The 11953-nt window shown below is 68.3% G+C and carries 11 protein-coding genes; 4 read left to right on the top strand and 7 right to left on the bottom strand.

From position 1 onward, the window contains the following. The first annotated feature begins 25 nt into the window (after positions 1-25). On the top strand, positions 26-1504 hold the full coding sequence (locus OG417_RS21405; protein ID WP_329258796.1) for an FGGY-family carbohydrate kinase: 1479 nt from the start codon (positions 26-28) through the stop codon (positions 1502-1504). 39 nt (positions 1505-1543) lie between these two features. Here OG417_RS21405 and OG417_RS21400 read toward each other — a convergent pair whose 3' ends face one another. The 6 genes from OG417_RS21400 to OG417_RS54365 all read right to left on the bottom strand — a co-directional run bounded on the left by OG417_RS21400 (position 1544) and on the right by OG417_RS54365 (position 6625). Further along, the gene (locus OG417_RS21400) at positions 1544-2029 is read right to left on the bottom strand and encodes a hypothetical protein (protein ID WP_329258792.1); all 486 of its coding nucleotides are present in this window, start codon (positions 2027-2029) and stop codon (positions 1544-1546) included. 343 nt (positions 2030-2372) lie between these two features. Continuing rightward, positions 2373-2960: a GTP-binding protein gene (locus OG417_RS21395; protein WP_329258789.1), complete on the bottom strand. Its 588-nt coding sequence runs from the start codon at positions 2958-2960 to the stop codon at positions 2373-2375. Between the two features lie 190 nt (positions 2961-3150). Further along, positions 3151-3564 carry a roadblock/LC7 domain-containing protein gene (locus OG417_RS21390; RefSeq protein ID WP_329258786.1) on the bottom strand — a complete coding sequence of 138 codons (414 nt, stop codon included), beginning with the start codon at positions 3562-3564 and terminating at the stop codon, positions 3151-3153. Between the two features lie 24 nt (positions 3565-3588). Then, positions 3589-5877: a sensor histidine kinase gene (locus tag OG417_RS21385; RefSeq protein WP_329258782.1), complete on the bottom strand. Its 2289-nt coding sequence runs from the start codon at positions 5875-5877 to the stop codon at positions 3589-3591. Positions 5878-6041: 164 nt separating this feature from the next. Next, on the bottom strand, positions 6042-6494 hold the full coding sequence (locus tag OG417_RS21380) for a cysteine dioxygenase (RefSeq protein WP_329258780.1): 453 nt from the start codon (positions 6492-6494) through the stop codon (positions 6042-6044). A 56-nt stretch (positions 6495-6550) separates the two neighbouring features. Then, a complete protein-coding gene (locus OG417_RS54365) occupies positions 6551-6625 on the bottom strand; it encodes a putative leader peptide (protein WP_442875757.1) in 75 nt (24 codons plus the stop codon). A 203-nt stretch (positions 6626-6828) separates the two neighbouring features. Between OG417_RS54365 and OG417_RS21375 the strand changes: the two genes are divergently transcribed. The 3 genes from OG417_RS21375 (at position 6829) to OG417_RS21365 (ending at position 11363) form a co-directional block, all read left to right on the top strand. After that, on the top strand, positions 6829-8814 hold the full coding sequence (locus tag OG417_RS21375; RefSeq protein ID WP_329258777.1) for a WD40 repeat domain-containing serine/threonine protein kinase: 1986 nt from the start codon (positions 6829-6831) through the stop codon (positions 8812-8814). A gap of 445 nt (positions 8815-9259) precedes the next feature. Next, on the top strand, positions 9260-10270 hold the full coding sequence (locus OG417_RS21370; protein ID WP_329258774.1) for a hypothetical protein: 1011 nt from the start codon (positions 9260-9262) through the stop codon (positions 10268-10270). 208 nt (positions 10271-10478) lie between these two features. Next, entirely contained in the window at positions 10479-11363 is an 885-nt protein-coding gene (locus OG417_RS21365) for a DUF4238 domain-containing protein (protein WP_329258771.1), read from the top strand. Between the two features lie 176 nt (positions 11364-11539). On the opposite strand, the gene OG417_RS21360 is transcribed toward OG417_RS21365, so the two are convergent. Beyond that, positions 11540-11950, bottom strand: a complete 411-nt coding sequence (locus OG417_RS21360; RefSeq protein WP_329258767.1) for a hypothetical protein — start codon at positions 11948-11950, stop codon at positions 11540-11542. Positions 11951-11953 lie beyond the last annotated feature (3 nt).

The raw sequence follows: 11953 nt of genomic DNA, 5'->3' as shown, positions 1-11953 counted from the left end.
CCCCCTCGGCGGGAAAGGGTGGCTCGTGAGTCTCCTGCTTGGAGTCGACATCGGCACGTCCAGCACGAAGGGGGTGCTGACCACTCCGGACGGCACCGTGGTCGCGACCGCGGTCCGCGAGCACGCCGTGTCGCGGCCCCACCCGGGCTGGGCCGAGCACGACGCCCGCGAGGTGTGGTGGGAGGGGTTCGCCGCGGTCACCCGCGAGCTGCTCCCCCAGACCGGCGGCGAACCGGTCGCCGCCGTCGGCGTCAGCGGGATCGGCCCGTGCGCGCTGCCGGCGACCGCCGCGGGCGAGCCGCTGCGCCCCGCCATCCTGTACGGCGTCGACACGCGTGCGGTCGCCGAGATCGAGGAGCTGACCGAGCGGTACGGCGCCGAGGCGATCGTCTCGCGCGGCGGCTCGCCGCTGACCACCCAGGCGGTGGGGCCCAAGCTGGCCTGGCTGCGCCGCCACGAGCCGGACGTGTGGGAGCGCACCGGCCGGCTGTTCATGGCGAGCTCCTACCTCGTGCACGAGCTGACCGGCGTGTACGTCCTGGACCACCATTCGGCGAGCCAGTGCTCACCGCTGTACGACAGCCGCGAGCACGCCTGGATCGGCGAGTGGGCGCGGGAGATCGCCCCCGGCCTGGACCTGCCGCCGCTCGCCTGGCCGGGCGAGGTGGCCGGCACGGTCACCGAGGCGGCGGCGGAGCGGACGGGACTCGCGGCGGGCACACCCGTCGTCGCCGGCACCATCGACGCGTGGGCCGAGGCGGTCAGCGTCGGGGTGACCGAGCCCGGCGACGTCATGGTCATGTACGGCACGACCATGTTCCTCATCGAGGTCCTCGCCTCGCGCCGCACCTATCCGGGCCTGTGGGGGACGGTCGGCGTCACGCCCGGCACGTACGACCTCGCGGCCGGCATGGCGACCTCGGGCGCGGTCACCGACTGGCTGCGGCAGCTGACCGGCGCGGCCTACGCGGAGCTGACCGCGGAGGCGCGGGCGGCCGGGTACGGCGCCGGCGGGCTGATCATGCTGCCCTACTTCGCCGGCGAGCGGACTCCGCTGTTCGACCCCGACGCTCGCGGTCTCGTGCTCGGCCTGACCCTCGGCCACGGGCGCGGCCACCTGTACCGCGCGGCCCTGGAGGGAACGGCCTTCGGCGTACGGCACAACCTGGAGGCGATGCGGTCGGCGGGCGGCGAGGCGCGGCGGCTGGTCGCGGTCGGCGGCGGCACGAAGGGCGGCCTGTGGACCCAGATCGTCTCGGACGTGCTCGGCCGGCCACAGGTCATCCCCTCGGTGACGATCGGGGCGTGTTACGGCGACGCGCTGCTGGCCGCCCGCGCGGCGGGCCTGTCCGACGGCGAGGGCTGGAACCCCCCGGCGGGCACGGTCGAGCCCGACCCCGCGGCCGGCGAGATCTACGCCGAGCTGTACCGGCTCTACCGCGACCTCTACCCCGCGACCCGCGACGCCGCCCACGCCCTGGCCGCCTTCTCGCGGGAGCCGTGAGCGGCGGCCGGGCGTCGATGTCCGGAAACCCCGGCGGTCTTACTGGGCGCGGCCCTTCTCGTCGCCGCGGTCGACGTCGAGGCCGACGACCGACATGCAGCGATTGCACCGCCATTCGGCGATGACCGACTCCGCGCCCATGTCGCGCGTGCGGTAGGGCTTGGAGACCTTTTTCCGCCGCATTCCGTAGCCGCAAGTGGAGTGCATCATCAGCCCGCACTCATGGCACGGCCACACGTCGTTGCCGGGACGATGGCAGCCGGGACACACGGGCCGGTCGTCGTGCCCCTCGAAGGCGTCGAGGTCGGCTCGCCAGGCGCGCTCGAGTTCGAGGTACTCATCGTCGGGCCAGTGGTGGTCGGCCAGCCAGGCGAGGTACTCCTCGGCATCGGCGGCGAGGTTGGCGGTCATGGACTCCGGATGTCGCCAGGCCGCGCCCCCGGCGCGGTCGTCCCGACGGCGGACCGCCATGACCGGAACCAGGCTGATGAGGGCGAGGGGCAGGATCACGACTGAGACGATCATGACTCGGCGTCCACGGTCATCTTCGCGTCGCCCCGGACACGTCCTCGCGGCAATGCGGCAGGGGGCACTGGGGTTCCCACGGTGGCGTCCTTTCGTGAGTCACTGCTGGGGGAGAAAGATCACAAGGACCCTGGTCCACACGCACGTGGGCTTGTTGCAAAGCGGTATGAACAGTATCGAATCCCGCCTTGGCTAGGAAATCGATCTCACAATTCAATGATCATTTCTTCTCGCGCCATAATTTGTGATCATGAAACCGTTCATGATCAATAGCGCGGCGCGAGCCGCGATCCGGTCCCACCCCATGCCGGATATCGGCCACCGCGGGCGCCGGGCGAGGATCCTAGGCGAACGAGCCGTTGAGGCGCAGGGCGTGCGCGACGACGGCGATGAGCACCTGGATCACCGACTCGCGTGAGCGGGCGTCGCACATGATGATGGGGACGCCCGGGTCGAGGTCCAGCGCCACGCGGACGCGCGCCTCGCCGTACCTCGGTGCGCTGTCGAAGCAGTTCACCGCGACGACGAAGGGCGTGCCCCGCTGTTCGAAGTAGTCGATCGCACCGAAGCAGTCCGGCAGCCGCCGCGTGTCGGCGAGCACGATCGCGCCCGCCGCTCCGCGGGCCAGGCCGTCCCACATGAACCAGAACCGGCGCTGCCCGGGCGTGCCGAACAGGTACAGCATGACGTTGTTCGGGAGGGTGACGCGGCCGAAGTCCATCGCCACCGTGGTGGACTCCTTGGAATCCACGCCGATCGGACCGTCGATGGCGCGTCCGTACGAGGACCGGCCGCTCTCGGTGCGCAGCGGACGGATCTCGCTGGCCGTGCCCACGAGTGTCGTCTTGCCGGCGCCGAACCCTCCGGCGATCAGGATCTTGATCGCCCTGGGGCGCGCGTCGGCCTGCGGTTCAAAGGGAGTGAAGCTCATCCAACACCATTCGGAGTACCGTCTCGTCGCGTGCGTATTCTGACGCCACCGGCACGCCGCCCGCCACGACGGCGACCAGGTCCGGCGGCGCTCCGTGCGAACGCTCCCGTCCCCGCGTGACCGCGCAGGGCCGGGCCCCGGGTCCCGCGGCGTCGCCGAACGACCGCCGTCGCCGTCCGCTCACCGGACATCACGCTCCATCCGGCGTTCCACCCGCCGACCGCGGCGCGGTCCCCAGATGTCGGCGCACCCGTTTGACCAGCCGGGTCATCTCGTACCCGATGACGCCGATGTTCACGTCGCCCTCGGCGAAGACGGCCAGGCACGAACCGTCCCCGGCCGCCATCACGAAGACGAAGGCCGCCTCGAGCTCGACGACCGTCTGGCGGATGTCACCGCCGCCGAACGTGGTGCTGACGCTGCGCGCCAGGCTGTGGAACCCGGCCGAGAGCGCGGCGAAGTGCTCGGCGTCCGCCGGCGTGATGCCGCGCGACAGGCCCATGGGCAGGCCGTCGCCGGAGAGGATCATCGCCTGCCGCACCGAGTGGACCCGGCCGACGAGGTCGTCCAGCAGCCAGCCCAGCTCACCGGTTGTTTCGAGCATCCGCTCGCCGCCTTCCCAAGGAACTCACTCGTCGGGGTCCTCTTCCTCGCGACCGCGCTGCCAACCCTGCTGGAGCGCGGTCATCAGCGATCGGGTCTCCTCCGGAGGCCGGGTGGTCGGTCCGGTGTCCGCCGGTCCGGTCTCCTCCCGGCCGACGTCCTCCGGCCCGCTCGCCGGCCCGGGGACGCGGGTGTCGTCGCGCAGCTGCGGGGCCAGGCTGGCCTGCCGGACACGCCGGGGCAGCTCGGGCGCGTCCGGGTCCGTGCCGTCGGAGGCGGCGAGACCGATCGTGCCCGCCCCCGCGGGCAGCGGGGGCATGGCCCGGCCGGGCGGCCGCCACGGAGGCGTCGCGGGCCGACCCGTGTCCGCGGACGGCTCGTCCTGCCAGGCCTGCTCGTAGCCGGACCCGTCGTCGCCGGCGATGAAGTCGAGCGGGACCAGTACGACGGCGCGCGTACCGCCGTACGGCGACGCCGTCAGCCGGACGTCGATGCCGTGCCGCGCGGCCAGCCGTCCCACGATGAACAGGCCGAGCCGGTCGCTGTCGGCCAGGTCGAACTCCGGGGGGTACGCCAGTCGCTGGTTCGCGTCGGCGAGCTCGGCCTCGTTCATCCCGATGCCGCGGTCCTCGATCTCGACGGCATAGCCCTTGACCGCCAGCTCACCGCGTACGTGCACCTGGGTGGGCGGCGGGGAGAAGGCGGTGGCGTTCTCGATGAGCTCGGCGAGCAGGTGGGTGACGTCGGCGACGACGCTTCCGTCCAGGGCCGCGGGCGCGGCGGCCTCGACGAGGACCCGTGTGTAGTCCTCGACCTCGGCGATCGCGGCGGCCAGGATGTCGCGCACCGCCACCGGGTGGTGCCACCCGCGGGCGGGCGCGGCCCCGGAGAGGATCACCAGGCCCTCCGCGTGGCGCCGCATGCGGGTGGTGAGGTGGTCGAGCGCGAACAGGCCCTCCAGCGCGTCCGGGTCGGAGGCCTGGCGCTCCATCGTGTCGAGCATGCTGAGCTGCCGGTGCAGCAGCGACTGGCTCCGCCACGCGAGGTTGAGGAAGACCTGGTTGATGCCCTGGCGCAGGCGCGCCTCGCCGATCGCGGCCTGCACGGCGGTCCGCTGCAACGTGGTCAGGGCGTCGGCGACCCTGGTCACCTCCCGGCTCCGGCCGGCCTCGACCGGCGGCACCTCCGCCTCGACGTCGACCTTCTCGCCGGCCCGGAGCCGCCTGACCACCTGCGGAAGCCGCTCCGCCAGGTCCAGCGCGGCGCGCTGCAGCCCGGTGAGCTCGCGGGTGAGGCTCCGGCCGAACAGCACCGAGACCACGATCGAGCAGACGACGGCCAGCAGGCCGAAGCCGGCGGCCGCGTACAGCATGAACATGATCCGGTCGCCGATGGGCTTGCTCTCGGCGGTGAGAACGGAGCCGGTCCGGTCGGCGGTCTGCGACCAGGTCGTCATCAGCGGCGTGATCGCGGCGTGCCAGTCCTTCGCCCGGGGTGCCAGCGACGCCGTGGGACCGGCGGCGACGATGGCGTCCTCCAGGCTGCGGAGGGTGCCGAACTCCGAGGAGCCGGCGAGCTGCTGGAGCGGTCCGCGCAGGCTCGGTTTCACCTCGGCCAGGGCGCTGTCGAACAGGTAGCGCCCGTTCGCGGCGTTCCGGGTGAACAACATGTACTCCGGGCCGGTGAAACGCTTGGCGCGGGTGGCCAGCGCCGCCGACACCAGTGCGTTCTCGCGCATCATGAACTCATGCGCGGTGCTCACCGAGATGAGAGCGGTGCCCTGCCGGTAGACGTCCGGGTCGTTGATCAGGACCATGCCGCCGAACAGGTGCAGGAGCGCGTCGACGACCGCGTCGTAGTCGTTGATGACCCCTACGGCGTCCACGCCGCCCGCGTCGACCTTGGCCCGTACGCCGGCCAGCCCGTCGAGCTGGGTGAGCAGCCGGTTGAGGCGCTGCCGCGTCGTCTCGCTCATCGTCCGCCGCGCCTCGCCGGACAGGGCCGACCGGCGGAACGCCGCCTGCGCGGCGTCCGTGCTCGCCCGGGTGTTGGTGACCCCGTCGCGGTCACCGCCGCCGGCGGTACTCATTAATACGGCGGCGCTGACGCGTTCCTGCTCCAGGGCGGTGGCGAGCGTCGTCCCCGGTACGGCGACCTTCTCGTACGTCGTCGACGCCTCGTACTTTCCGAGTGCGTCCCCGGTGGTGAGATAGGCGGCGAATGCCCACAGCACCGCAAGAGAGAGCAGCGGGATCAGGAGCAGTACCAACAACCTCAGCCGCAGCGACCTTGCGGAATGCTTGGAGGAAGCCATGACAGCCTTATCGGTTTTGCGCGTGTGCACCAAGGCACCGCTCATGGAGCAATTCCCCGAGAAGGTAAATGGCACCACATTAGTTACCCTGGTGGCAACTCGCCCAAATCGGGCTTCCGCTCGCTCGCGCCTGCCGCGGGCATTCGCCGGGCGCCTACCGGCGCCTACCAGTCCTCGGTCTGCTCCACGGCGACCTCGACCAGGCCGCCGGGCGTCTCCTCGAACCGCCGCATCGAACTCAGCGGCGGGGAGTAGACGTGCACGCTGACCGCGGGAGCGTCCGAGACGTTGCGCACGTCGTGCACGTAGTCGCGGCCGAAGGCCCACGAACCGCCGGAGTCGACGGTGCGCGCCTCACCGGGCTCGCGCTCCTCGAGGCTGCCCAGCACGACGGTGAAGGCGCCTTCGGAGTCGCCGTGGTCGTGGAACCCGGTCGACTGTCCCGGGAGCCAGCTGATCAGCCAGACCTCGTGGTCGTCATCGTGGTGCAGGCGCTCGTACCAGCGGCCGTCGGCGCTGAGACGCACGCGGTGGAGCCACTCCTCGGACCGGTCCGCGAGGGACCGGGCGATCTCGGCGAGCCGGGGCGTGGTCGAGCTGATGGTGGCGGTGGTCATTGCGGTGGTGCTCCTGGATCCAACGTCGGTGAACGGTGAAGGCGTGCGGACTCACGTCACCGACACAGCGCGCTGGCCTGCCGTCGAAGATCGACGTGCAGGCGCACGTGAAGAGGAGCGCCGAAATGCATTCCCCCAGCTTGGGGCATATTGCCTACCAAGTCAACTGGAAACATCGAGAGGCGGGCCGCCGGGCCCTGGCGGTGCCTGCCGGGGCCTGCCGGACGCGGCGAAGGACGGTGCGCCCGCCGCCCGCCGACTCCGTACCGCCGCTCATCGATGCCGAGTCCGGCGAACCTATGGCGGGCGCCCGTATCGCGGTTATGGTCCTCGCATGCGGGAGAGCCTGATCGCCGGGCAGTACTTACTCATCGAGCAGATCGGCAGGGGCGGGTTCGCGGTGGTCTGGCGGGCCCGCGACGACCGGCTGCAGCGCGACGTCGCCGCCAAGCAACTGTTCCTCCCACCGCACTTCACCGAGGAGCAGCGCCGCGAGCACCGCGAGCGGACCTTCCGCGAGGCCCGGGCGGCGGCGCGGCTCACCCATCCGGGCGTGGTGACCGTGCACGACGTCGTCGAGCACGACGGCGTGCCGTGGATCATCATGGAGTTCGTCCCGGGCCGCACCCTGAGCCAGATCGTCCGCATGGAGGGCCCGCTGGCGCCGGCACGGGCCGCGCGCATCGGCCTGCGGGTGCTCGACGCCCTGCGTGCCGCGCACGGCCGCGGTGTCCTCCACCGCGACGTGAAGCCCAGCAACGTCATCGTCGGCGCCGACCGGGTGGTGCTCGGCGACTTCGGCATCGCCCGTACGGAGGGCGGCGGCGAGGACGAGATCACCGGCACCGGCATCGTCATGGGCGCCCCGTCCTACACCGCGCCCGAACGCGCGCGGGGCGAACCCGCCGTCGCCGCCTCCGACCTGTGGTCGCTCGGCGCCACGCTCTTCTACGCCGTCGAGGGACGACGGGCCTTCAGCGGCCCGAACGCCAACGCGACCTTCCACGCCATCCTCACCGGCGAACCCGCGCCGGCCCGTCACGCCGGGCCGCTCCGCCCGGTCGTCGACGGGCTGATGCGCAAGGACCCCGGCGACCGGATGACCGCCGAGGAGGCCGCGGAGCTCCTCGCCGACGCCGCCCGCGAACGCGTCTCGCCCACGGCGCCGTCGCGGCGGACCCGTGCCATCGGCCGGGATCGGCGCCGCCGGGAGAAGTGGCGCGAGCCGACCCGGCCGACGCACGGAACGGCCGCCGTGCCGCCACCCCGGCCGGCGAGCGACCCACGCCGCCCGCCCGCCCGGCCGCCTGGTTCGCGCGGACGGCCCATCGTGACCCTCGCCTCCCTGACGACGCTCACCCTCCTGCTGCTGGGCGGCGGCCTGAGCGTGGACGACCCCTGGCGCCGCCCCGCCGCGTCGTACCGCACGCCGGTGCCGCATCCGCGCCTGACCGCCACGCTGCCCGCCGGCGGCGAGGTGCTCGGCGTGGCGTTCAGCCCCGACGGACGGACGCTCGCGGCGGCCGGCCAGGACCACACCGTACGGCTGTGGGACACCGCCACCGGCCATCCGTCCGCCGCCCCCTCCGCCACGCTGTCCGGGCACGGGCACCCGGTCTCCGCCGCCGTGTTCAGCCCGGACGGCCGCACGCTCGCGACCGGCGGCTACGACGGCCGCGTCACCCTCTGGAACACCGGCACCCGCCGTGCGGTCGCGACGCTCGACACACGCGTCCGGAGCAGCGGCACGCTCAGCTTCAGCCCCGACGGGTCCGTCCTCGCGACCTCCGGCGACACCGTGCGCCTGTGGGACGTCGGCACCCGGCGCGCGACCCGCTCGCTGCCGGACTCCGGGGAGAACCTGCTGAACGCGGCCTTCGCCCCGCGCGGGCGGATCCTGGCCACGGCGGGCAGCCGGACCGTACGCCTCTGGGACGTCTCGGCGCACCCCCGGCCCACGACGGTCGCCAAGCTGACCTCCCTCGTCGGCGGAATGGCGTTCAGCCCCGACGGACGGACGCTCGCCACGGGCGGAGACGACCGCACCGTACGCCTGTGGGACGTTCGCGGGCACCGGCTGACGGCCACGGTGCCCCGGCTCGCGGGCCGCGTGAACGCCGTGGTGTTCAGCCCGGACGGCCACACCCTGGCCTGCGCGAGCGACGAGACCGTACTGCTGTGGAACGTCCGCGGCCGCACCGTCACCACCCGGCTGGACGCGCGCACCCGTACGGTCGAGGCGATCGCCTTCAGCCCGGACGGCCGCACCCTCGCCACGGCCGGAGACGACGCCGCCGTACGCCTGTGGAACCTCGGCTGAGACGAGGAACGAAAACGCCGGAGGGGCCGCCGGAAAACCGGCGGCCCCTCCGCTGAGTCACTCAACCGATCACCCGGCGACCACTCGTCATGATCGCCGATGATCACGGATCTCGGTCGGGACGGCGGGATTCGAACCCACGACCCTTTGACCCCCAGGCATCTCAAGGTGTGGGGACACAACGAACGTCGCCTGCTCGGAGATCCTCTAGCGTCCGCTCAGGTCCGGGGATGTGCGTATCGGTAGTCACTCACTTAGGTACTCGGTGAACCTGTCGACTCACGGGGCGGCGCAGTCTGGGCGAACCAAAGTCCGTGGTTGATGCGGGTAGCCGGCACCGGGTCACCCAGCTCGTGAGCCCGCGCGAGAGTCTTCTGCAACCACAACACGCTGCCGCGCGTCTCATGTCGGACCGGCGGAACCGACCAAACGGACTGGAGCTACCGTGAGCGCAGAAGGAAGGCTTGATACAACCGCCGTTTCGCACTCATGGAATTGGACAGAGCACGTTCCATTGCTCATAGGCGCCGGGTCCTCCCTAGTAGTCGTTCTACGCGTTTTGGCAATCGCTAATTTTGATCTACAAACAGCGTACGCCATTTTGAAGGCAGCAGGAACCACTACCGTTATTATCGGCACGCTTTTTTCTACCATAGGCATGTCTGCAATGCTCATCGTACTTAACCTCATTGCATTGTGGGCGCGCAGTCGATTGTCGGGAACTCATTTTAATAATGCTTACCTGTATGGATCCGTAGGGGTAGCGATTTTCCTGTTGACCTTGACGGCGCCACTTTTTACCATCGTTTTGCTGTCACTCACCGCTCCACTTAGCTACCTAGCAAAAACCATTGGCTCAAAAACGGCATCCAGGAAAGCACGCAAGCTAGGATTTGAGCTGGCGCGCAGCGCGACAACGAGCGGAAATAAGACGCTAGACGACCTGAAGAGGCAATATGATAAATGGGTCGCCGAAGAAAAATCAAAGGCCGCCAAGGGAACGTCTACCATGCTCAAAGCTTCCCTTGCATTCAGTGCAATCATGACCGCTTTGGCCACGACTAATACACGGCCCTGGATGCCTTTGGAAACAATATCCGTCAGAAGCGCGATTTACACAGGATATGTGCTTGACGTGAATGATTCGACAATGACTCTACTTAGAGAGCACCCGAGACGCATCGATTACATCAACGTCAAAGACCAGCCGATAGCCAGACAGATATGCATGAAGCCCGACCATAGCCGGTTCTCGTTCGCAGAGAAGCCACTTGCCGCTGTCATACTTAGACTTAATCCTAAGTACCCGAGATGCCCGTTGATGAAACAAATAGCTTCACCTGTTAGCGCTCCCCGGATATCCTCGATTGCTGTCATCACACCACAAGATATATCGCGGCATGCGACGACATGGAGCGCCGAGAAGTCCAGGGATGCGCGGACCCGGTGGCACTAATCAGCCCGGAGGTCGAACGCCTCCTTCCGACTATGCCGGTCCGTGTTCCTGCGGACCCAGACCAGCCGGCCGGCGCACCGCGTAGTGCCCCCGCTCACACCGGCCACTCTCGGCCTGTATGACATACGAGGGGCCGCCGTCTCGACCAGGTTTGGTCTCTCAGAGTGCCACAAGTGATTGCAGTCTCTATCTGGCGGATGATGTCGACATGGGTGATGCAAAGCTCCACCACTATGTGCCGCAGTTTTACCTGCGCCGATTCGTCGACTCGGCTGGCCGACTATGGGTCTGGGACCGAGAGAAGGATCGCACCTTCTCCACCAGACCAGGATCAGTCGCAGCGGAGTCGAACTTCTACTTCCAGTCTGAGTTGGTCAGACAAGGACATGACCCGCTCACCATGGAGAAGCAGTTCGCGGATCTTGAAGGCGAGACCTCCGCTATCACAGGCCAGTGGCTGGACTGGATACGACATGGAAAGGAAGGTGATTCACTTACGATACCTGACGTTAACCGAGAAATTGTCAGTCTATTCTTGGCCCTTCAGTTCCTGCGAACCGCAGACGCCCGGTCAATACTTGCAGATTTCTGCAAAGCTCATGGATTTACCGCGAGCTCCGACGACGAAAAACGAGCACTTCACACCGAGCTCCTTTGGAACGATGAACTGATATCCTTATTTTCAGACCGTGCGAGAAATTCTACCTGGCTCTTTGGACGTAACGAAACTTCCACACCCTTTATTACATCAGACAACCCCGTCGCCTTTCGAACGCCAGATAACCGAATGTGGCTTAAAGCAGGCGTCCTACGCGAGGGCACTTACATCGTGTATCCACTCGCACCGGACGCCGTCATGTACTGCTATCCGGACGAGGGCCCATGGCGCAACGCAAGGATTTCTCGGTTCGACTGCCAGATTTCACCGGTCACACTTACTCACGGCATGATTCAAAACGAGAACACAGCTCAGGTCTTCATGGCCTCACGGTTCATCATCTCTAATAGAGCAGCGTTCGATCACGAGCGCGAGTTTGCAAAAACGATCGGAACCGACACTTATGCGCCACCCGGCAGAAAACTATCGGACTAATGGAAGTGAACCACGGACGATAAGTGCGGCAAAGCCATCCAAAGTCCGGACGAATGCGATAGTTTAAGACTGGAGGCGACTAGCATCTCCCACTCTTCGACTTGCGACGACCGCGACGGACTGGTCTCAGCACGATCAGCGGCAGATGAGTACGTCACACGTTTACGACACCGCCGCTATCGCTCGAAGTGGGTTAGAAACGCTCGCGCAATCTCCTCCCAACCGGTTACGGGTACGTTGCCGTCGATCATCTTGGCAGCGAAAGCCAGGTCCTCGGGGTCGTCCGGTGTCCAGTCCGATTGCCGTGTGGAGATCCGGAAGGTGCCACCGTCCTGTTTCCAATACAACACCGCGACCCGTTTGTCCGCGTCGGCCCGCGTCATTGCCCGTACGCCGTCTAGGCCCTTGGCCAGGTCTGTGTCGACCTGCCGGAACCTTGTCCGGTACGCCCAAGACCACCACGCTCCGTTGAAAGCGAGGTCGAGCCTGAGCTTGTCATATGACAGGGAAGCGCGACCGCATATGAGGAGACCAAGCGCCATTCCTTCGGAGACGGCGTTGCGTTGGCGCGCTGGCGTGAGTGCCATTGG

The sequence above is a fragment of the Actinoallomurus sp. NBC_01490 genome, assembly GCF_036227085.1.
GTDB classification, from domain to species: Bacteria; Actinomycetota; Actinomycetes; order Streptosporangiales; family Streptosporangiaceae; genus Actinoallomurus; species Actinoallomurus oryzae.
The sequence above is the reverse complement of the archived record's forward strand: the minus strand, read 5'-3'. Positions and strand labels throughout refer to the sequence as shown.

Coding starts and splice junctions, on each gene's coding strand:
- OG417_RS21395 (WP_329258789.1), bottom strand. CDS start 2,960: ATGAGCTTCACTCCCTTTGAACCGCAGGCCGACGCGCGCCCCAGGGCG.
- OG417_RS21365 (WP_329258771.1), top strand. CDS start 10,479: ATGGGTGATGCAAAGCTCCACCACTATGTGCCGCAGTTTTACCTGCGC.
- OG417_RS21385 (WP_329258782.1), bottom strand. CDS start 5,877: ATGGCTTCCTCCAAGCATTCCGCAAGGTCGCTGCGGCTGAGGTTGTTG.
- OG417_RS21380 (WP_329258780.1), bottom strand. CDS start 6,494: ATGACCACCGCCACCATCAGCTCGACCACGCCCCGGCTCGCCGAGATC.
- OG417_RS21360 (WP_329258767.1), bottom strand. CDS start 11,950: ATGGCACTCACGCCAGCGCGCCAACGCAACGCCGTCTCCGAAGGAATG.
- OG417_RS21400 (WP_329258792.1), bottom strand. CDS start 2,029: ATGATCGTCTCAGTCGTGATCCTGCCCCTCGCCCTCATCAGCCTGGTT.
- OG417_RS21375 (WP_329258777.1), top strand. CDS start 6,829: ATGCGGGAGAGCCTGATCGCCGGGCAGTACTTACTCATCGAGCAGATC.
- OG417_RS21390 (WP_329258786.1), bottom strand. CDS start 3,564: ATGCTCGAAACAACCGGTGAGCTGGGCTGGCTGCTGGACGACCTCGTC.